The sequence below is a fragment of the Sulfurisphaera sp. genome (assembly GCF_059755235.1).
Genome location: NZ_DBPRYF010000010.1, coordinates 50,809 through 72,653 on the forward strand (window position 1 = coordinate 50,809; position 21,845 = coordinate 72,653).

The following is a 21,845-nucleotide window of genomic DNA, read 5'->3' on the forward strand; positions in this document are numbered from 1 at the left end:
TAAGGACAGAAGGGTGAGGAGGAAGTTCGTAACTTAAATCCTCATAAGAGACACCATGTCTTTGGACCTAATAAAGTAAGGTACATTTACATATTCAATGCTTACTAGGTTTAACACCATAAATATCATATAATTTTTAAATTCCTAAGCTCATTTTTAAATATACGCTCAAAAATAAGCTTTTTCCTCAAGGAATAAGGCATAAATGAAGCCAAATAAACTAGTAATATCATCAATTTAGGAAATTTCGAATTATATATGAGCGCGGCATCTAATACGTCCTTTAAAGTCACTCTTATCTCATTTGTGTTTTTACTCCAAAGTTTTAGAGAAACTTTCTCATACTTTATCCATTTTTCCAGTAGCTCACTAAAACTTGAATTTTTAAGAGCTTTACATAGGGTCAAGTAGTCTTCATAATATAATCTCTTAAAAGAGCTTCTATGTTGTATATATTGATCTAGATTTATTAATTTATTTGACGTATTCCCCGATCAAATCCTATATATTGTTAGTGGTTTATTATATATCATAACTTCATTTGTAAATAGAAAAAGAAGACTTATAAATGTATCTACTGCCAGTTTGACTTCTTTCAAATAGTTTAAATATTTGCTTATATCTCTCTTTCTAAAGGACATAGAAGTACTATTAAATGCTAATTGGTATTTACTAATAATTTCATTTAATATACTTGATTTCAAATTTTTATATGATATTGTTATTGGCTCTTTAGGAAGAGGGTCTAACCATTCCTTGCCTTTATCATTTATATATTTTATAGGATTTTTGAAAAACCCAATTTCTAGCTCTTTAAAAACTTTATATAAAACTTCTAGCTTATTAGAAGGAAAAGATCGTCATCATCAAGTAGAGCTATTACTTCACCTCTAGCCTCTTCAATTCCTTGAATAATCATTGGACCTTGCCACCTTTCATTACTTTTTATTATTTTTACTCCTTCTCTGTCTGGCAAATCCATATTTGTAACTACAACAATTTCATACTTATCTCTACTTAATGTCTGATTTAGCACAGAGTTTACTGCTTCACCAATGTATTGAATACGATTATAAGCTGGGATAATGACAGAAATGTAAGGGATAGGCATATTTGAATAATGGATTTCTTAATTACAAAACTTTAAATCCACAAGTAAAAAGGACATAAGTTAGAATCTCGTTGTCACAAGTAAGAAAATATTACACCTTTTTTAATAATAAATTATGATCATTAACTGTCAAAATATAAATTTTTACCTCTGTCTCAGATTGGTTTCTATAATAATAAATCTTCAGAATAGTTAATAATGAAGGCTTTAGTTCTAGTATTATTTTAGACTAGAAATAGAAGAATTATATACACTTAGAGACGGAGCTGTATTTTCGTTAACCATAAAGAAGAACTATGAGTCATATGTAAAAGTGGACATGGTAAAGTTGGAGAAAGGGGATGATGAGGACAATAATAGTAATAGTAGTAACAATGTCTAAGATCAACCATTCACATGATAAGGTTATCATCTACGGATTCACTATAATGGACTTGACATCTATGCTTTACCTAACTCATGGTTCCAGCATGCCAAAAAAGAATGTCTTTGATAAGGCGATGTCAGTAGGCATGGATATTGATATTAAATCCGTTTTTCCGACAAACACTACCATTTCCCGCATATATGGATAGGTTTAATGGCAACTAGGAGAGATACGTTTTAAGTTGTAAATATATAAATACAAAAATTCTTTATACCGCATAATGTCCAAAGTCTCAGTAGTAATACCAACTTATAATCGCAAGGAAAAGCTAAGAAGGTTACTAAATTCACTTAAAAAATCTACACATAAGGACTTTGAGATAATAGTCGTAGACGATGCTTCCACTGACGGCACAGATGTGGTAATAAAAAGTGAATTTCCAGAAGTAATATATATAAGGCATGAGACAGAGACCCTTGTTTGGAAATCTAGGAACGATGGCATTACAGCGGCAAGTGGGGATATAGTATTTATGGTTGATGATGACAATGTAGTTGATCCTTATGCCATAGAAAAAATTGTCAAGGATTTTGATGAGATAAATGATGCAGGAGTAGTTGCTCCCGTAACGTGCTACTATTCAGAGCCCGATACTATTATGTATGCTGGAACCATATACACTAAGTATATGAGAAGAACCAAATATCTCTATGTCGATAGAAAATGTGAAGAATTAAATGGAAAATTTCTAGAGGTAGATGGTGCAGCAAATAGCTTCGCCTTAAGGAGAGATCTGGCATTAAAAGCAGGGCTTATTCCTCAAAAGATTCCCTTTAACGGAGAGGATGGATATTTACAATATAAAATTAAGAAAATGGGGTTCAAAATCATTGTTGACGGGTCAGCTAGGGTATACCATGACCATGAAGGATCAAAAGGTTACAATCAAATGCGATATTATTATGCCTTAAGAAGTAAGATAACCTTTCATATGGATCTTGATGAAGGATTGCAGAAGTTTACGTTTTTATTAAGTTTGCCTATTTATGTAGGTTATTATTCTTATAATGCTCTCAAGCTGAGAAATTGGGAAGGTCTTAAAGCAGTGTTTGAAGGAACAGCGGATGGCCTGCTCAAAAGGTATAACCTTAAATATTTAAAGAAATAGTAGGTAAATTAAGTATGCAAACTAGAGGCACGCCAACCTTTCTAGGAATCGAAAGACGCGTTCTATATGAAGTAATAGCAATAATAGCTTTATCAGCTATTGTGGTTTATAGGTGGTTTGGGGATCCAACAAAGTACTTAATTTATAATGGAGATGAGTTTTTACCATTTAGCCCTTCATATTACATGCAAAATCTTTTATCTTCATGGGCTTTTAACATCGGTACAGGTAGCGGGAATAATCCCGCTTATGTAGTTATTGTTCCCCCCTTTTATTTTTTACATGATATAATTGGACTTAGTTTGCAGATGACGGAGTACTTAATTGAAGTCATGTTCCTGAGCTTGAGTGGTCTTTCAATGCTGGCTTTTACCGAATCTATATACGAATATAAATTAAAAAGCTCTTTTGCGCCCATTATGTCGGCCGTTCTTTATATGTTAAGTTACTACATTTATTCTTGGTTGGGAGAGTTGTACAGCCAGATTTACTTTTATTCTGTCCTTCCATTACTTATGTTACTCATCTATAGGTCGCTCAAATTCCTAAAAACTGGTAGATTTCCTATTAAAGAGTTGCTTGGAATCTTCATTGTTGTATTTTTTATGGGACCTTCATTAGGCTGGGTTTGGGTTGAGCCTTTGTTATTTATTTTTATAACTTATATAGTAGGTCTTATACTGCATTTTAGGCCTAAAATAAGAGTAACCTTTGCATATATTTTATTACTTATAATAGGAACAATTCTTGTAAGCCTTCCTACAGTTATAGCTATATTGAGAAATATAAGCGGAGTTATAGCTTCATCAGAGGCTTCAGCTTCTTTAACTAATACACCATGGTGGGGATGGGTTGTGGGGAATAGTGAAAATACAAACTACCTTAGCGCAATGGCAGGAATGTACAAGACACCTACTCTGACTGTTGATTTTTATCTAGTATTGATAATCTTATCTATAATACCTTTTCTAACAGTAAAAAAAGATAATTCTGATCTAAAATTTCATGTTTACTATCTGCTCTTCCTTGAACTTGTGTTTACCCCAATAATTGCAGGGACAAATGGCCCATTTGGTCCAATTTTTGCTTATTTATGGTTACATAGTATTCTTTTTAGGCCATTTGTAACTTTAACAATGGATTTTGGATTTGTGGCACCTTTAGTAACTTCAGTTCTTGCTCCAGTAGGTTTAAAATATTTAGCAGAGAAGGTATCAATAAAGAAAATACCAGTAAAAAGGGTTAATATAGGAATTTATGTAGGGGCTATGATAATTTTATTGATGCTCTTCTTTGGGATTGCAAATACAAGTGCCATAACTGGGGCGTGGGCAACTCAACCAACCAATGGTCATGGGAGTCCCTCTTCACGTATCCACGTTCCAGAATATCAGTATGAAGCTGAAAAATTCTTTAAGCAAAATTTGGAGCCTTGGCAAAGAATTCTCGAGCTCCCAATGCAGGGCCCGTTAGTGGGAACCCCATGGTATTATGCAACAGATATTTTTAGATTCATGGGCATCTCAGCTATTTCGGGCACCTATTTGCCAGGGAATGATACTTCGATATATTACATAATTAATTCTCAAGTATATGGAAATAATACAGTAAACCTAGCTAATGAGCTTGCTGCTTTTGGCGTCAAATATGTTGTTGTTGTTACTCAAAATAAGCAGTTTTGGAGCCCACTTCCAATAACTCCACAAACACCATATCTATTGGAGGAAAACTTAAATGCCACACATAGCTTAAGGTTCGTTAAGCAGATAGGCATTTACGCAATTTATGAAGTTAATAAAACTTTGCCCTTGGTTTATACAGAACCAATAGATCTCTTAGGAAATGGAAAAACATTTAACCCCAACTCCTCATGGGTTGATAACGCTAATTTCATAAACACCGACTATAAAATAATATCTCCATATGAAATAATAGTAAACGTACATAATGCTACACAGCCCTATCTCCTTGTTTATGCAGAGACTTACAACACTGGATGGTCACTTATTGGCGCAAATTCTACCCACGTAGAGGTTTTGAGTTATGCTAACGGATGGGTAATAAATAAATCTGGAAGTTACACACTTATACTCTTTTATACCCCACAGTTAGAATATCAGAAGTATTCATCGATTTCAATTGTATCAGCGATAGTCTTCTTAATAGCCTTAATAATCCTATTTTTAAAGGAAAAATTACTTTAATATTATTAAGAATTTAAACGAAATTATTCTAAAATTTTGTTATTAACTATCTAAGTTTAATTGTCTCCTTAAGCGCTTGAGAGCATATCTGATTGCAATCTTTCTTAAAGACGAGGGGAAGAAAGTTGAAATGTAAGCTAAAAAAGCAAATCTGTTCATAGATTGGGCCAAAAATATATCCCTTAAGGTAATTTTCAAATCCTCTTCGTTATTAATATCATAATACTTTATTTGTATTTTCTTAAGTGCTATCATACGACTTATTAACGAGCGAACTATTTCATTATTTATGCAATCATTTATAGTAATATAGTCGTCATAGTGTTTCTTATTGCGCTCATTAAGTTTCTTTAAACCGCTTTCACTAAATAAATAGTCATGAGATTTATGTATCCTATATATCGATAACGGAGAGTCCCAAATCATTATTTCTGATCTGGAAAGAAAAAGATATGCTATTGAATCAACTGACGATTTGATTCTTTTTAAACAATCTTTGTACTCTAAAAGCATATTTTTATTAAAGCAATGAGTTGAGCTATTCCATCCTACCCCAAGCCGTAAAATTTCTTCCATTATTTTCTTATTTAATGTGGAATTCGAAATGTATAAGGGATTCTTTAGCATTAGAGGCGTAAATTCTCTCCCTAAATAATTCCTAAGCATCGCGGGGTGCTTGAATAAACCAAGATTTCTATTCTTCTTAAATACTTCATAGACTACTTCTAACTTGTTTGGCAAAAATAAATCATCATCATCGAGCGGACAAATTATTTCGCCCCGTGCTTCCTTAATTCCATCATAAATAAAGGCGCCTTGCCATTTGTTTTCTGACTTTACTATTTTTATACCGTCTTTTAAAGGAGTATCAACATTAGTTACAACTATGATCTCATACTTTTCTTTTTCAAGCGTTTGATTTATTACTGAACCAATGGCCTCATTAACAAAGTCGACTCTATTAAATACTGGGATTATGACCGAAATGGATGGATTCATAATAAGAGGATGAGTGAAAGAATATATAAAAATTAAGACTTACTCAAATGCCGTCTATTATTGAAGCTCATGGAGGATCTTACTAGAGATGACGTTGGAATGACAACTTTAGATACTATTACATGAGGAAACTCATGAAACATCATCTTCGATCAAACGTCCATCTAATATAAACAGTTATCGTTTTTAAGCAAAAAGATAACGTCTCCTTTAGTTTCTTTAGACCCAGAATTATCTCAGGTCATAGACACCTTTCATTAGACATTGTTACTTTTTCACTTCTCTAACATAATTGCCAACTTTTTTTGTCTTCTTTTTAACTATGACAACTTCGTATTTGTTTTTATCTAATGTTTGACAAAAAATTATACAAAGCACGAATCAAACGGCCACACTCTTTATTTTCGATTAAATACCAGTAGTTATTTAGGAGTTTAAATATAGGATAATAATGTTTGTCTCGTTGCAGATAATTAGGCTATACAAAAAGCCTTAGAAAGTTTTAAATCTAAACATGAAAACTAGTATGAGGTAAATGAATCCAATAGTAAATGCTCTTAAGAACTTGGGCTTGGCCACCGTTAACATTATAGTTGCTTTGGTCTTCTTCATTGTTACTGCAAAAATTACTAACCCTGCTTTCTTTGGAAAGGTAGCAATTATTCAGCTTCTAGAGATAATTTCTGCCTCATTTTTCATGATTCTTAATCCCAATATAGTAAGTAGAGAAGTAAGTTATATGTACGCAAGAAAAGAATTCGATAAGAGTTTTATTTCGACAGTACTTTTAACCCCTTTTATTGTCTCTCCAGCTTTTTTAATACTTTTACTATTTCCTACATATGTCAAGCTTGCGATACCTTACTTAGTTTTGTATGTGTATAATCTATATAATGGGAGTATTCTTATCGGAATGAATAAGTTCACTGAAAATACTGTACTAGGAACTGTTTTCTTAATAATTAGATGGGCAGTTTCAATCATAGCAGTTCTTCTTAAAAACATTTACCTCTTCATAGGTATATGGACACTTGGCGCATTACTAGCTAGTGGTGTTGGTTTCTTCATCATTTATAGAGCATTAAATAGTATACCATTGAGGTTAGATCTCAATATTTTCAAAAAGGTTTTCAAGATGAGTTTAACTTTATATTTGTCTAGTAGTACAAACTTTTTGGCTAGTCAAGGTGATAGAGTTACTACTTCTTTCTTGTTAGGAAGTTATTATCTCGGACTTTATCAATTTGCTGCTTTAGTTGCTAACGTACCTTCAATGATTATTAATAGTCTCACTAATGTCCTTTTACCAACTTCCTCTTATTACAAAGCTTTAGGAAAAGATGAAAATTTAATCTCTCGTCTCTCATTTAAGGTTACTTCTCTTTTAACCTTACTCGTTGTGACAATTTCCCTTCCTTCTGCAGTAATTTTAATTCCTAAGCTTTTTCCCGATTATGTAGAAAGTATAAAACCCATGATAATCCTTTTGCTAATCACTACCCTATCAGCGCCTATTATCACACTTACAACGTTTTTGATTTCCTTTAATAAGAGCTTAAGACCATTTCTAATCCTCTCTGTCATAAACGCTTTTACAACACTTCTCACTTCTTACCTTTTAATCCCAAGAATAGGTATATCGGGAGGGGCTTACTCTCAGCTAATTGTTGGTATAATCTCTACCTCTTTTGCTTTATACTACGTTATAAAGGAGAAAGTGTTTCATCCTACTAAAAAAGAATGGATCCTTCTATCTCTCCTTCCAATAACTTTGATCTTTGAGTTATTTGTAGACCCAACTTACCTCGACGTTGTATATGTGGTAATAATCTTTGTAATTTTCAAACTTCTAGGCGTTTTCGAAAAAAGGGAAAAAGAGATAATTCTTGGCTTTACTCCCTCTTCACTAAGAAAGGTTGTCAGCATCTTTTTATGACATATTCTAAACACATTAGCCATTAACTCAAATACTTCATTAACTTCTTACTGAGTCCTCTATAGAGAATTCTTTTGCCCTTTCCACAGCTTTTTCCCTCGTTTTATCTTCATAACCATTCTCCCACACCTCTATCACTTTCTGATAGAACTCCTTCTCATCATTTACAAGCCAACCTGTCTCTTGGTCAACAATTGTCTCTGCAGGACCTCCAGAAAACCTATAAGCAATAACTGGGGTTCCACAAGCCATCGACTCGACTGGAATATAACCAAAGTATTCAAACTTTATTGGGTAAAGAGTGGCATAAGCGTTACAGTAAAGCTCTCTCAACTCCTCATCGGAGATGTTAAAGTAAGCTTCTGCTCCCTCAATCCTAAAACCAATAACTTTCATCTTAACCTTTTTTGCCAACTTTTCTAGTAACTCAGTGTCACTTTTATACCCTCTTTTCACGAAAGCCAAAACGTATTTCTCTTCTACCTTTTTCCTAGCGTGACTAGAGTAGTACTCAACGTCTAGAGGAGGATAAATAACCTCACTGGGGGGTCTATCATAAAAGAGAGAGATGATGTTTGCTGATGTTTTGCTATTAGCTAAAACGATGTTGTATTTTTTCACTTCCTTGTGTAACCTTAGGTTGTAAGAGGAAGCAAAATATCCCATGAGCTTTTTCACAGAGTATCCCCTAGTGTAAAAGGGGGGCCACATAAAGAGCGAGGCTAAAGCACCTTGGCTCCAATAAACAAGGTTGGAGGGATCTTTAACGAAAGAAACAACGTTAGTTAAATCATCATTTGCTACAATGAACTTCTCGTTAACGTTATCAATGTGCTTAGCCATATCTTTGCTCATTTTATTAAACAAATACTCAAACGCTAGGGAAGTTATACTTCCTCCTCTTGTAGCCAAGGAGACAACTTCAAACCCTTTTATTTCCTCTTGTAGCCTGGGGTCAACCTTATAATAGCTAATAATTCTCACTTTGAAGTGTTTAGAAAGACCTTTGGCAAAGTTTAACACTGCTTTGCTTTGACCATCAAACTTACTTAGGTGGCTAACAAGAAAAGTAACCATGCTACTCTTTACTTGCTAATAGTAGTTTTTTGTTTATCTCTCTATATAGAGATGCTTTAGCTTAATTTTGAAATTAACTGCTACTCGTTAAAGGAAAGCAAGGATCTGAGTATTTAATTGTCTAGGATAGCAATTAGTGATAGATGATCTGATAGTTAGTGATAAACTAAAGAGTCAAAACAAAGGAAAACTAATTTCTTTTCAATAACATCTCAGCTATCTTCTTTACCAGTTTCTTCTCATCCTCTTCTGATTTCATCTTTGCTTTAATAACCTCAAGGAATTTGTCAATTACATCATCAAATGTAAATGCCTCATCTTCCTTAATGACATCTAAAAAGGTTAACATTTGCTTCTTATATTTTTCATCACGTCCAAGCACTCTTACTTTCTCCCCTTTTCTCACTATAATTTTCATCTTCTTAATTTCTGCAAAAAACCTTTATTGGTCTTCTCTTCCTCCCTTTAGCTCAAACATTACAATGTTACCCATTACTTGTTTTCCAGGGGAGTTATAGGCCAATTCATTGGCAGGGATTTCTTTTGCAGTCCCCTTTTCGAATTGATAAGCCTTTATCCCCTTTAACGTCTTTTCAGCCTCCTTCAGGACATAGGCAGGGAGGGGTTCATAGCCGAATATTCTCTTTAGTAGTTCATCAACCCCCTCTTTACTCATTACACTAAGGAATGAGACTAATAAGTCGCTATGCGTTTCAATAACAAACTTATAACCGTGTTGGACTAGGCTTAACAGCACTAGGAGGAGTAAAATCTGATAAGTTGGGTGAAGATAAGCCTCTGGCTCTTCAATAAAAACTAAGGCTGGGGTTTGGACGTCTGCAAGAGGCAATAAAATCCTTACTATCTCTTTTATTGTTACAGAGGCGTGAGAAGGTCTTATCTCTCCCCATTTCTCTTTAAATACAATCTTTCCATTTTCAACGCTTAAACCAGTGATAGCTTTTAGAAGGTCAAGGACATGACCATTGGGCAATTTCTCTTTTGCGTTATTAAAATGAAGGATGTACTGCTGAACAGATAAATCAAGCCCAGCAATTGGGTAACAGCTGTCTAAGGCAAACATCTCCCCTAGGTCAGTCAAAAAAACTGAATATTCCATATTCGTCTCATTAACCAATTCTATTTCACTTCTAGCAGAAGGTATAAAGATTGCATCCTCGTTTATCCCTACAGAGTCAAAATATCTCTTTACCCCTATGGAAATGAGGCTTGATGATACTGAAGTAAGCCTTGATCCTGGCTTAAATTTTACTTGGAGTATTCCATTACTACTCAATTCAAATTTTGCGTTGCCAATTTCACCTTTCAATTCCTTTATATCTAGTCCTTCAACTTGCTCCATTATTTCTTTTCCGTTAATGTAAATTGCTGAGGAATCATTGTAGTTTAGACTTTTCCTCAAAAGCTTCAAGTAATCCTCCTTTATTCCATTTTTAATCATTGAAAGAAATTCTTTAAGAGTGTTAGAAATGTCCTCGTAAACCCTTATTTCACATTCATCTCCCACTTCCACCCTTATGTTAGGTATAAGGCTTTCAATAGCCTTTGGGTTACAAGTGTTATTTTGGAGGTAAGAAATTAAGCGATCTGTCCCCGTTATTGAAGCTTTAGCTAACATTTCATAAAACTTTTGCTCAAAGAACTTCTCGTATTTCCTGCTTAAAAGGACTAAAGATGTGTAGATGCTACGAAGTGCAAAAGACTTTCCAGTTGATGGTAAGCCTAGAAAGAGAGTGAAATCACCAAGCTCAATGTTAGCTTCTTTTATTGGACCTATATTCACAAGCTTAAATTTCATAAAAGTAATACACGAAGGAAAATATTAAGCTTAATAGTTGTTGCAATTTTTTGCATTGCCATAGTCATCTTTTTATATTCATGAAAGAATCTTTATTTATGTCAGAAATTTCGATAAATGTGGCATCTCAGTTGATTTCAAATTACAATAAGCTAGTCATTGATAAAGCAACTCAAGGGAAGAAGCTAAGCAATCAAGAGTACTTGATCTTGCTTGTGTATTATAACATAATGTATACCGATAGGAGATTTACCGAACTAAAGGACTATACAGATAAGAGGTATTTCGAGTTGAAAGACTATGTTGATAAAAGATTTCAGGAAGTGGACAAGAGGTTTGAATCTTTAGAAAATGAGGTCAGAGAGTTAAGAAAGGAAGTTAACGATATAAAAGCTAAGATTGCTACAATAGAAACTAGATTAGATAACATGGAAAAAGAAATGAGCGACTTAAAGAAATTGATGAAGCAAATGCTAGCATTGATGACCCAATTGGTTTCAGTGATACCAAGTAAGAGTCAAACGAGCTAGGCTCATTGATGTTTCTCATAAATAGTAACCGAGTAAGTAGGGAATACCTCTAGCTAAATAGAGAAGGTAAAGAGACTTCCTTTCCCAGAAACTCCCTTTGCAAATTCTCCTTGTAACTCTCTTTCTAGCTAAAAAGTCAGAATATGGGGAGTTTTTCAACACCCTTGCACTCTTTCCATAGCGGTAGTACTTTCTCATTATATCTAGTAAGGAGGAATCACCAAAATGAGAGATCAGTTCTTCACGAACTACATAAACTCTATTGGAAATTTTGCTAGCCTCATAAAATATGATGTCATGATCTCTAAAGACAACTTCGTAAAACTTTTCGCCAAGCTTTTCCTCTGCTGATGAGAAAGCCTTAGAAAGTATCTCGCTCTTGAAATATCTAGGCAAGGCAATTCCATTCAAGGGATCAACTGGATTACAATAAAGGACGTTCTCTTTATCAAGCTGAGCCAATTTAACCCAGAAGGAGTTTCCAGTCTCTTTTTCTCCAATAATGACCATGTCATAATCAAGGGAGGAAAGGGTTTTTAGTGTATCCTTTTCTAACATTCTAGTTTCGTCAAGGATCAAGGCGTAATCTCCTTTGCTCTCCTTATGGGCTAAATATCTAGCGTGAAGGAGTTTTGCTTTTTTCTCGACTACTCTAAAGCCAAACTGCTTAACTAAGTCTGAAAGCTCTTTTCTCCCAGAATTAACGACAATAACTTCATAATCTTGATATGATTGGTTGCGAATAGATTCTAACACTTGGCGTAAGTACTTTCCGTGTGTTACTGGCATTTCTATTGAAATCATTATTTTACTAAACGACAAGTAGTTTAAATTCGTGTATTGAAATCAGATGTTATGCTACAAGTTCTTCGACATAATTCAAACGAGCATAATTCATGTTTATAATTTTAATTTTTTGAGTTCTTTCTCATAGAACCTCTTATATACAACTTTCTTCAAAAAATAAGGAAAAGACGAAGCTAAATAGAGTGAGAGAATTTCCAATTTTGAGGCTTTAGGATCATCTAGAGACAAGGAGTTAAGCGCTTCTTTCAAATTTAACTTTACTGGCTCTTTGCTCCAAAGCTTTACAATAATTTTCTGATAATTTACAATTTTCTCTACTGTCTTTTCGAAACCAGAGGATTTAAGAGCTTTATATAATGTTACGTAGTCCTCATAAGCTATTCTCTCCAGTGTTCTTTTATGCTCTATGTATTGGTCTAAGCTTGATAACTTGCGTGAGGTACTAGTTGATAAAACTCTATAAACGCTTAATGGCTGATTCCATATAACTACTTGGCTGGTGAATAGGAAAAGAAAACCTATAAACGCATCTATCACTAGTTTTACCTCTTTTAAATAGTCAAGGTAGTTGAGAATATCCATCTTTCTAAAAGACAAAGAAGAGCTATTAAACCCCACTTTATATTTCACTGCTTCACTTAACTTATCTAAGTTTAGATCTTTGCTTGCAAGCGTTATTGGTTCCCTAGGCAAAGGGTCTAACCACTCTTTTCCTTGCTCATTTACCCATTTTAAGGGGTTTTTTACAAGCCCTACTTTATCATTTTTAAAGACCTTGTACACAACTTCTAGTTTATTAGGGAGGAAAAGGTCATCATCATCAAGTAGTGATATTACTTCTCCTTTAGCTTCTTCAATTGCTTGAGCAAATTTTGGCCCTTGCCACCTTTCATTGCTTTTTATTATTTTTACTCCTTCCATTTCTGGCAAATCTACGTTTGTAACTAAAATAAGCTCATATTTTTCTCTATGTAAGGTCTGAGAGAAGACGGAGTTTATTGCTTCGCCAATGTATTGAGTGCGATTGTAAACTGGGATAATGACAGAAATATAAGGCATCTAAATAGTGACAAATTCCTAATTATAAAAACCTATTCATAAAGGGAGCTCTGTAGAAAACCTAAAAATAACAAAAATAAATATAGAATGATATAGAATTATTATCCTCCTTATATTGTATGCTATTATCTTTAACGCAATCTCTTTTTCAGCTACATCTGGGGATCTTTAACCTAACAAATGATCTGCTCTTCCTTTTTACTACTGAATACATAATTTTAACACTGGACATTTTTTATATTCATCTGGCAAATGTCTTTTCATTCTCTTTCTGTTTTTCCTTTGACACAATATATTGGCGTATTCTTGTTCCTTAAGATATTATAACAATAAGAGTGTTTTTGACAATAACGTGATTTAACCTCTTTCTGAGTCATATCCCTTACCATCAGTGATGGGCTCAAACTTATCAATTATTTTACTGTCCTATTTTCTAGTGTCTCCTAGAACTTCTTTATATTATGAAATTCCCCAAAATAAACATCATATAAAACTATTATCGGGATTTATCATCTCCACATATTGTTGTTTGAACGGACTTTTTCCCTTTCCCTCTTCACAGAATCGTTAAGCCTTTCATCGTAGTAAAATAAATGGTAATTTATGGAAAACCCTCCACAATCATTACGATTGTATGGCCTCATGAAAGGTATGACAACCTTTTACAAAATTTTTGAATCGTCTTAAAGTAAGTGTTTCTGAAGGAGACAAAAGTACAACAAATACGGGATTAGAAATTATTATCTTGATGGCATCACGGGAGCTTACATTTGCCAAGATCTCATCTAAGAGAATAATAGAGAGCTAAACCGCTTGTATTTTTCTTTAAGAACTCGAGAAATAAATTAGGAGAACTTTTGGATATAATTATAGTCTGTTTGATGAATTCACACTTTAGAATTCCATAAGGGACTGGGACTTTGTAATAATACGATAAGTCGTAAATTCAGCAAATTCCCCTAGATAAATGCTTCACTAAGGGGTTTTCTACAAGACTACAATAGGCTTAAATATTTCCTAGTGTAGTACTACCCGTGAAATTTGAACTCGTAAATATTGGCCCGATAAAAGATGCTGAGATTGAGTTAGGCGACTTCACCCTTTTTCTGGGCTTACCATCAACCGGTAAATCGTTTGCACTAAGAAGTATTTACACTTCACTAATATTTCTAGATAAAGAATATGAACGCTCCATTAGAAGGAAACTATCAGATATTCTACGTCGTAGAACTACATTAACTGGAATAGATTATGCAATTTCTTATATTCTAAACTTGCTAGTAAACGGATATAATATGTGCGAGCCAGATGCCCTTGAAAATATAATAAAAGTGGTTAAAGAACATAATTTTGACATAAGTGGAACAATTGAGAATAATTGTTTAATAAAAATTTCAGAAAGAGTAAATCTTTTAGAGAAACTCGAAAATATTGTACCGTTAATAAAGGAAGAAATTAAGAATGAGCAATTAAAGTTGTTAAGACGAAGCATTGAATATACCGATATTTCATCGATTTATATTAACGGGAAAAAAATTGAGAATTTATTAGAAAGTATTAAGATACTTCCTATAGAAACAGAAGATTTGAGATTAAAGTGGAATGGAGGGTTTGTAATCCCAGAAAGGGGTGAAATCAGATTTAAAGTAAATGGAGATTATGAAGCTGGGATTATCAAAATTAATATAGAACTTAAACTAATAATCGGGCAAAAAACAGATAAAAAGTTGACATTCGAGGAAGTCAAATCTTTTAAGCCGAAACTAATAGATTCGTTTATCCTTAGTCATATATTGCCTTTAGAAAAGATAGCAAAAAACTTAATAAAGGAGTACGCTGATATGCTTGGGTTTACTTACAGTATAATTTTCATACCATATGGCAGAAGTGGGTTAGAAGTAATAAATGAAGAAAGCATCTCAATTTATTCCTCGACTAATGTATTGAAAAGAGTTGTTGCGCGCAGTTATTCTCCACTGAATATACTAGATGGATCAGTCAAGAACTTTCTATTCCATATTAATGATGTAAAAGAGAAAATGAGAAGAAACGAAATTATGGATAATTACATCCTTAATCTAATTTCCGCGATTACTAAAACAAGGATAAAAGTTGATGAGAAGAGAAGGATCAAGTTCGAGATACAAAACGGAGTAGAGTTAGATCCCTTTTATGCGTCAGCAATGATAAATGAGGTGACCAGCATTCTGCTCCCTCTTCTGGACTTACAAAAGCCAGCCTTAGTTTTGATTGAAGAGCCAGAATCTCGTCTTCACTTAGCTTACCAAACTCTGCTTCTCCTCGTGTTATTGAGCTTAATCCAACACGGATTCAAGTTTGTAATTACAACCCACTCGGATTTGATGGCTTCATTTTTAGGCGATTTAGTTAGATATAAGCCTTGTAAAGAGAAAATTGCAGGACTGTTGAAAAAGGTACTTAAACAAGATTCTCTTCCCCTCATTATTGAAAAAATCATAGAAGATGTAGAAAAGACAATAAAGGAGGAAAAAATAGAGGAAAAAATAAAGGTTTACTATTTTGACTTTGAAAATGGTACCTCAATGAGTATTGCAAGAGAATTTCCTGCTAAAGAATTGACTTACAATGTTCCTGGAATCACGAAAGAAGTGATAGATAGCATCGTAGACTGGGAGACTGAGCTGATAGGAGATGAGTGAACAATATATAGGTTGCCAGAACTCTGATGATATCGTCATTTGTGATAGCATAAGTAAAAAATGTTGTATCATGAGAAGGGATATTTTTCTTATATTAGACCTTGAAAAAAGAATTAACAGCGATTTAGTAATCAAAACGCATTTCAATTATAAGGACGAACTTACAAGTGGTGAAGAACCTCACCCTGATTTTTTAATAATGATTAGAGATGAAAAGTCACTAGTACTAGAAATTTTGGAGTTTAAAACTGCCTCTTATGAAGATACAATAAAATATGGAATAACGTTACAACTCTTGTATTTTTATAGTAGATTTAAAGAATTATTAGAAAAATTGCTAACCTTCCCTTTTGACATTAATAGTGTTAGGTTGTTGATTTACGTCTCCCCAGATAAAGTAGGGATGGCTCAAGATGTATTGAAAAAATTAAAAGTTAACATGGATGATTCCTTATTCTCTCTTTTCAGAAAATCGGAAGATAAGCGAAAGAAACTAGAAAAGGTAAAAAAGCTTATAAAAGATACTGAAGGGAGAATACTTGATAGAATTGAAATTAGATCTTGCGTTGAAGTGAAATAATAGATATTAAGTTCATTGTACCAACCTTGTGATAAATCCTGAGCCTTTATCTCGCTGTTATAAAATCTTAATACTTTCCATTCAAATTACTTTCTGTGAAATTTAGACTTATAAACGTTGGTCCGATAAGAGATGCTGAAATCGAGCCAGGAGACTTTCCTGGTCTCCCTCCAACTTGCAAATAGTTTGCACTTAGTACAGTAAGGGTCCTCTCCCTTAAGGCAGGGAGAAGCCAGCTTATGGAGTCTGTGCCATAACTCAAAATACTTCATTAGATTTCATCTTATGATAGATGGCATAAGTCCAAATAGCTGAGCAAATTGAGTTGCTACATTATAACTCAGTCGTTCTTAATATCAACTTCACTTTATGAACTCTTTAAACTTCAACTCTTTCTCTAATTCTTCACAGAAATCCTCTCTTCTACTTAAACAAAGTCGATAAGCGGAAGCTATATAGTCAGCAATTTCGGATCCAGCTGCAGCGCTAGTATGGTGAACCCTAAACGGTATCCTCTTTTGTTTTTTTTAATTGCTTCTCCTTCTAAATCACATCCCTTTCCTATTCCCTTAATTATTATTGTTAACAGCGAGTTAGAGACTGGAATTGAGTTTATTACGCTTGTAACGTAAAAATATGCGTATTCCTCGCAAGTCTTTGGAATTTTGTTAAAGAGCAAAACCCCAAAGTAGATTTTAGATTTTAATATCTCTTCAAAGAAAACTTTTCTAACTTCGATAGGATCATCACTAAAGTGAAATTTCCTTTTCCGTCTTATTTTATATGACAATTTCTTCATGGCCTTATCCTTTATGCTTTCTGGTAGTTTTTCTTTTTCTGTCCACACTACAGATATGACATAGAACGTAAAGTTTATCAAGTCATATGATTCGTCGACAAAGACATAAGCTTTTTTCACTGGCGATCAATTCTCTTAATGGTTAAAATTATTTATGTTTATCTCGAAAATATAACAGTTCTGCTTCATTTGAATACGTCTTAATTTCACAAACCAAAACGACTATGTTATGATACTTATAACCCCTTCATCCCTCTCGGGCTTACCCCGAGGGGTCTGGGGAAGGCCGATCTTCATTCCCCGAGTGATTACCTGGTTTTATTTTTTCTACCCAAGTAACCACTCGGGAATCAGGAGGCCTCAAGTTTATTTTTGTTAAAAAGTTTATTTAAATGTTGTGGACTTAAAGCTCTGTAGAAATTCTCAGTAAAGCACTTATTTAGAGAAATTTTACCGTATTTATGACTTGTCATATTATGGTCTAATTCGGCATGAAACCACGAGGTTGATCGAATAAGCAATATCAAAAAGGGTTCCTTCCCCTTATTCCTTCAAGTTCTCAAAGAAGAAGTCCAAGTAGTATTAGCTAAAAGGCTCAAAATAAGTACTAGGGGAATACTTGGTAGAATTGAAGTTGAACGCTGTGTCCTAGCAAACAGCAGTTATTAGCTCCTTTGATAGGTTCTAATCCTATATCTCATTGTTGTAAAATCTTAATATTTTTCCCCGAGTATTTCTTTTATGAAATTCATATTTGTAAACATTGGCCCAATAAAAGATGCTGAAATTGAGTTAGGGGATTTTACTCTTTTCCTAGGTTTACCATCAACTGGGAAGTCTTTTGCACTTCGTAGCATTTACTCTTCTTTTATCATGTTAGATGATAACTTTTTGGAGATTTTACGTGAGAAAATTTTAAACATAAATGCTGGCGCTATAGGTGTTGATTATATTACTGCCTATTTTGACAAAGTTTTGGCCTTAGGTAATAGCGTTTGTGATAAGGAATTTGTTGACAATGTAGTTAATATTGTAAATAGTTCTGGTTATAACGTTAAGAGTTCCTTTTCGTCTGCCCAAGAAGGATGTTCTATAACTCTTGTTGAGGAAGTAAACCCTGTGCCTAAGATTAACGAAATTATAAATGAGGCAAGCAAAATCATAGCCCAGAATATAACTGAAAAGCTTAGGAACCTTGCTGGATATGAAAAAGGCTCAGTAATTCTAATAAACGGCGAGGAAATAAAGAGCGTAATTGAAAGAATTAAGCCACATTTTAAGATTAAGCAGTTTGAACAAATTACTCGCTTATATCCTCCTATGCCCTTAAGTGAAGGTCAAAGAGATATTGCAATTACAATTAACAATAAAGGTTTAGTTGAGTTTGTTGTTAATTTTAACGTCAAATTAGCAAGGAAAGAAATAAGCAAAGTAACAAAGGAGGAAATAAAAAATGCCCTAATTCCAGGTTTTTCCTCTTTTCATAGACCATTCATTTTTGAAATACTTGATCTAGATAATATATTCCCAAAAGACATCATAAAGAATGTTATTTCGACGGAATATAACTCAGCAACATTTATACCTTATGGTAGAACTCAGCTAATGTTATCGTATAATAACTTAGTGAAACAAATGAACCAGGGTCTCTTTTCGACCATCAACTTAAGCTCTTATCTCTCGTCAATTTTGCAATCTCCAGAATGGTTAAACTCTTCCTATGTTTCACACTTTACTTCTGGATTAGAGAAGTTAGTAAACGTAGAGAACCTTAATGATGAGAGAATTAATTACATAAGTGAAATTATAAACGGCATCCTTGATCTGGTAAAGCTTAAAATAGAAGTAGTTAAGCTTACCCCGAACATTCCACAACTTTATTACAAGACGAAAGAAAAGAGGATAGAGTCATTTTTCGCCTCAGCAACGGTTAACGATGTTGTAAGTGTCTTTATACCCTTACTTGATCTAGAGACTCCAGCCTTAGTTCTAGCTGAAGAGCCAGAAATACAAGCCCATTTAGCATTTCAGCTTTTACTTGCTTTAAGCTTACTAAGCCTTGTACAATATGGCTATAAGTTTGTTATTTCTACTCACTCAGATACATTTGTAGCGTTTATTGGTGACCTCGCAAAATATAAGCCAGATGAAGATAACTTACTGCATCTACTTCAAGAGATCTTTGGGGAAGATGTTGCTGAATCAGAATTTTTGAAAAAAGTTGTTAAAGATACAGTAAAAACGATCAGAAACGGTAAGATAAAAGTCTATTACTTTGAGGGAGGGAAAGCAGAGGAGAGAGACCCAACTACGATTAATTTTGATGTTCCAGGTGTGACAAAAAAGGTAATAGAGAAAATTGCGTTATGGGAGTTTGACGAAGAGGAAAAGCTATATGAAGCAACTAGTCATATGCAAGGATAAAGACTCTATTTACGTTTGTGATAGAGAAGATGCAAAATGCTGTTTAGAAGTAAACAACATTTTCCTTTTAGTTGACTTAGAGAAAGAGGTAGTAAAAAATGAAAATAGGAAATTACTCAGAGAGATCTTTAACTATGAGGGAAAACACCCAGATTTTATGATTATTAAAGTTGAGAATGACAAAATCGTTCTCGAATTATTAGAATTTAAAAGGACTGAAAAGAAGGAAGAAATCCTTTACGCTATAGTGCATCAATTATTATATTTTTATTCAAAATTAAATAGGATCTTTAACAGGATAGACGAATATAAACTTTTAGTAGTTGTGCCTTGTGATTCAGACGAGTTAGGAAAATGCTGCAGTCTAAATTCATGTAATACATATAAGAAAGTTAATGAAATTGTTAAGAATTTTAAGAAAGACAAGGGGGAAAGAGAAAGATACATTAAAAGTCTCTTAGATCAGCAAATGAAAATATTGATACCACAACTCCTTAGTGATTCAAAAGTGTTAAATTCTATTGATGTAGCTTGTTACAAATCGTTGTAAATGTGAGAATGATAATAAGCTTAATACTTTCCCTTCAAATTACTTTTATGAAATTTGAACTAGTAAATATTGGCCCAATAAGTGAGGCTAGCATTGAGTTGGGCGATTTCACTCTCTTTCTGGGCTTATCTTCAACTGGCAAATCCCTAGCATTAAGAAGCATTTATACTTCACTGATATTTCTAGATAAAGAGTATGAACGTTCCCTTAGGAACAAACTGGATACTCTACTTGGTGGAATTGAAACCGGAATAGATTATGCAATTTCTTATATTCAAAGCTTGGTAAAAGAAGGATATAATGTATGCGACCCTAATGCACTTGAAAGTATAATAAAAAAGGTTAATAAAGAACATAATTTTGATATAAGTGGAACAATTGAGGATAACTGCTTAATAAAAATTTCAGAAAGAGTGGATCTCCTAGAGAAACTCAAAAACCTTGTTCCATCAATAAAGGAAAAGATTAATGATGAGCATCTAAAGTTGCTAAGAAAAAACGTTAATTACACTGATATTTCCTCGATTTATATTAATGGAAAAGAAGTAAAGGATATAATAGAAAAATCTTGAAATAACACGTTTAGAAATAGAAGGATTTAAAGGATGGACCTTTGGATTTATTACGTCTAAAAAAGGTGGAATAGATCTTAGAATGAGTCAAGATTATGAGGATGGGATTCTCAAAATTAACGTAGAAGTAGAACCAGATATCAAGGGAAACTTAGATATAACATTTGAAGAAATCCGAACTTTTAAGCTAGATAATATACACTCAATTACCTTTAGAGATAGGTTACTCTCACGAAAGCTTGCTAAAGAGTTAATAAAGGAGTACGCTAATAGAGTTGGTTTTGTTTCCAGCGTAATTTTCATACCGCATTGCAGAAGTGACTTAGAATTACTTGATGAAGAAACTACCTCAATTTGCTCATCTACAATTAAAATAATGGGAGAAAAGATGATGCGAAGTTTTTCTCCGCTAAAAAACCTAGATCTGCCTATCAAAAACTTTTTACTTCATCTTGACAATGTTAAAGAGAAAATAAAAGGAAATAAAATCACGGATAGCCACATCCTTAATATAATTTCTACGATTACTAAAACAAGGATAAAAGTTGATGAAAAGGGAAGGATCAAGTTCGAGGTACAAAACGGAGTAGAGTTAGAACCCTTTTATGCTTCAGCAATGATAAATGAGATAACTAGTATTTTGTTGCCCCTCCTGGACTTACAAACTCCAGCCTTAGTTTTGATTGAAGAGCCAGAATCTCGTCTTCACTTAGCTTACCAAATTCTGCTTCTCCTCGTGATGTTAAGCTTAGTCCAACATGGATATAGGTTTGTAATTACAACCCACGCGGATTTGATGACTTCATTTTTAGGTGATTTAGTCGAATATAAGCCTAGTAAAGAGAAAATAATGGAATTGCTGGAAAATATATTTGGCCAGGATATTGTTAGTTCTGCTATAGAGAAAATCATAGAGGACGTAGAAAAAACAATAAAGGGAAGTAAGATAAAGGTCTACTATTTCGAAAATGGAACGGCAAGAGAAGTTCCTGCTAATAGATTAGTTAATGAAGTCCCTGGAGTTACAAGGCAAGTGGTGGAAAAGGTTGCAGACTGGGAATGGGAGTTGAAAGAAAATAAGTGAGCAGAATATAGGACGCCAGAACACGATGATATTATTATTTGCGAGAGTGTGAAAAGAGAGTGTTATTTACCAACACAG

At 33.7% G+C, this 21,845-nt stretch carries 18 protein-coding genes; 10 read left to right on the top strand and 8 right to left on the bottom strand.

Annotated features, from left to right (window positions below; all coding sequences use genetic code 11):
* Positions 1 to 835: 835 nt before the first annotated feature.
* The gene (locus tag AC3OCB_RS00990) at positions 836 to 1,111 is read right to left on the bottom strand and encodes a glycosyltransferase family 2 protein (protein WP_498340296.1); all 276 of its coding nucleotides are present in this window, start codon (positions 1,109 to 1,111) and stop codon (positions 836 to 838) included.
* Between the two features lie 647 nt (positions 1,112 to 1,758).
* Here AC3OCB_RS00990 and AC3OCB_RS00995 point away from each other — a divergent pair.
* Positions 1,759 to 2,646 (top strand): glycosyltransferase family 2 protein, encoded by an 888-nt coding sequence (locus AC3OCB_RS00995; protein ID WP_498340297.1) that lies wholly within the window; start codon positions 1,759 to 1,761, stop codon positions 2,644 to 2,646.
* 14 nt (positions 2,647 to 2,660) lie between these two features.
* Positions 2,661 to 4,850: a hypothetical protein gene (locus AC3OCB_RS01000; protein WP_498340298.1), complete on the top strand. Its 2,190-nt coding sequence runs from the start codon at positions 2,661 to 2,663 to the stop codon at positions 4,848 to 4,850.
* A 42-nt stretch (positions 4,851 to 4,892) separates the two neighbouring features.
* On the opposite strand, the gene AC3OCB_RS01005 is transcribed toward AC3OCB_RS01000, so the two are convergent.
* The gene (locus AC3OCB_RS01005) at positions 4,893 to 5,849 is read right to left on the bottom strand and encodes a glycosyltransferase family A protein (protein ID WP_498340299.1); all 957 of its coding nucleotides are present in this window, start codon (positions 5,847 to 5,849) and stop codon (positions 4,893 to 4,895) included.
* 535 nt (positions 5,850 to 6,384) lie between these two features.
* On the opposite strand from AC3OCB_RS01005, the gene AC3OCB_RS01010 reads away from it, so the two are divergent.
* On the top strand, positions 6,385 to 7,785 hold the full coding sequence (locus AC3OCB_RS01010; RefSeq protein ID WP_498340300.1) for an oligosaccharide flippase family protein: 1,401 nt from the start codon (positions 6,385 to 6,387) through the stop codon (positions 7,783 to 7,785).
* Positions 7,786 to 7,824: 39 nt separating this feature from the next.
* On the opposite strand, the gene AC3OCB_RS01015 is transcribed toward AC3OCB_RS01010, so the two are convergent.
* The 3 genes from AC3OCB_RS01015 to AC3OCB_RS01025 all read right to left on the bottom strand — a co-directional run bounded on the left by AC3OCB_RS01015 (position 7,825) and on the right by AC3OCB_RS01025 (position 10,681).
* Positions 7,825 to 8,862, bottom strand: coding sequence for a glycosyltransferase (locus tag AC3OCB_RS01015; RefSeq protein ID WP_498340302.1), 1,038 nt, complete (start codon positions 8,860 to 8,862; stop codon positions 7,825 to 7,827).
* 190 nt (positions 8,863 to 9,052) lie between these two features.
* A complete protein-coding gene (locus AC3OCB_RS01020) occupies positions 9,053 to 9,280 on the bottom strand; it encodes a hypothetical protein (protein WP_498340303.1) in 228 nt (75 codons plus the stop codon).
* Between the two features lie 24 nt (positions 9,281 to 9,304).
* Positions 9,305 to 10,681, bottom strand: a complete 1,377-nt coding sequence (locus AC3OCB_RS01025; protein WP_498340304.1) for an AAA family ATPase — start codon at positions 10,679 to 10,681, stop codon at positions 9,305 to 9,307.
* Between the two features lie 98 nt (positions 10,682 to 10,779).
* On the opposite strand from AC3OCB_RS01025, the gene AC3OCB_RS01030 reads away from it, so the two are divergent.
* Complete coding sequence (locus tag AC3OCB_RS01030; protein WP_498340306.1) at positions 10,780 to 11,211, top strand: hypothetical protein; 432 nt, start codon at positions 10,780 to 10,782, stop codon at positions 11,209 to 11,211.
* A gap of 15 nt (positions 11,212 to 11,226) precedes the next feature.
* On the opposite strand, the gene AC3OCB_RS01035 is transcribed toward AC3OCB_RS01030, so the two are convergent.
* Positions 11,227 to 12,015 (bottom strand): glycosyltransferase family A protein, encoded by a 789-nt coding sequence (locus AC3OCB_RS01035; RefSeq protein ID WP_498340307.1) that lies wholly within the window; start codon positions 12,013 to 12,015, stop codon positions 11,227 to 11,229.
* Between the two features lie 96 nt (positions 12,016 to 12,111).
* A complete protein-coding gene (locus AC3OCB_RS01040) occupies positions 12,112 to 13,077 on the bottom strand; it encodes a glycosyltransferase family 2 protein (RefSeq protein ID WP_498340308.1) in 966 nt (321 codons plus the stop codon).
* 1,034 nt (positions 13,078 to 14,111) lie between these two features.
* On the opposite strand from AC3OCB_RS01040, the gene AC3OCB_RS01045 reads away from it, so the two are divergent.
* Together AC3OCB_RS01045 and AC3OCB_RS01050 are read left to right on the top strand one after the other, a co-directional pair.
* Positions 14,112 to 15,758, top strand: a complete 1,647-nt coding sequence (locus AC3OCB_RS01045; RefSeq protein ID WP_498340310.1) for an AAA family ATPase — start codon at positions 14,112 to 14,114, stop codon at positions 15,756 to 15,758.
* A complete protein-coding gene (locus AC3OCB_RS01050) occupies positions 15,751 to 16,338 on the top strand; it encodes a hypothetical protein (protein ID WP_498340311.1) in 588 nt (195 codons plus the stop codon). Before AC3OCB_RS01045 ends, AC3OCB_RS01050 begins: the two co-directional genes overlap by 8 nt.
* Before the next feature lie 451 nt (positions 16,339 to 16,789).
* On the opposite strand, the gene AC3OCB_RS01055 is transcribed toward AC3OCB_RS01050, so the two are convergent.
* Positions 16,790 to 17,257 (bottom strand): hypothetical protein, encoded by a 468-nt coding sequence (locus AC3OCB_RS01055; protein ID WP_498340312.1) that lies wholly within the window; start codon positions 17,255 to 17,257, stop codon positions 16,790 to 16,792.
* Positions 17,258 to 17,878: 621 nt separating this feature from the next.
* Between AC3OCB_RS01055 and AC3OCB_RS01060 the strand changes: the two genes are divergently transcribed.
* The 4 genes from AC3OCB_RS01060 (at position 17,879) to AC3OCB_RS01075 (ending at position 21,767) form a co-directional block, all read left to right on the top strand.
* Positions 17,879 to 19,561: a hypothetical protein gene (locus AC3OCB_RS01060; RefSeq protein WP_498340313.1), complete on the top strand. Its 1,683-nt coding sequence runs from the start codon at positions 17,879 to 17,881 to the stop codon at positions 19,559 to 19,561.
* Positions 19,533 to 20,111, top strand: a complete 579-nt coding sequence (locus AC3OCB_RS01065) for a hypothetical protein (RefSeq protein WP_498340314.1) — start codon at positions 19,533 to 19,535, stop codon at positions 20,109 to 20,111. The genes AC3OCB_RS01060 and AC3OCB_RS01065 overlap by 29 nt, the downstream gene beginning before the upstream one ends.
* Positions 20,112 to 20,158: 47 nt before the next feature.
* Complete coding sequence (locus AC3OCB_RS01070; RefSeq protein ID WP_498340316.1) at positions 20,159 to 20,683, top strand: hypothetical protein; 525 nt, start codon at positions 20,159 to 20,161, stop codon at positions 20,681 to 20,683.
* Positions 20,684 to 20,765: 82 nt separating this feature from the next.
* The gene (locus AC3OCB_RS01075) at positions 20,766 to 21,767 is read left to right on the top strand and encodes a hypothetical protein (protein ID WP_498340317.1); all 1,002 of its coding nucleotides are present in this window, start codon (positions 20,766 to 20,768) and stop codon (positions 21,765 to 21,767) included.
* Positions 21,768 to 21,845: the final 78 nt, after the last annotated feature.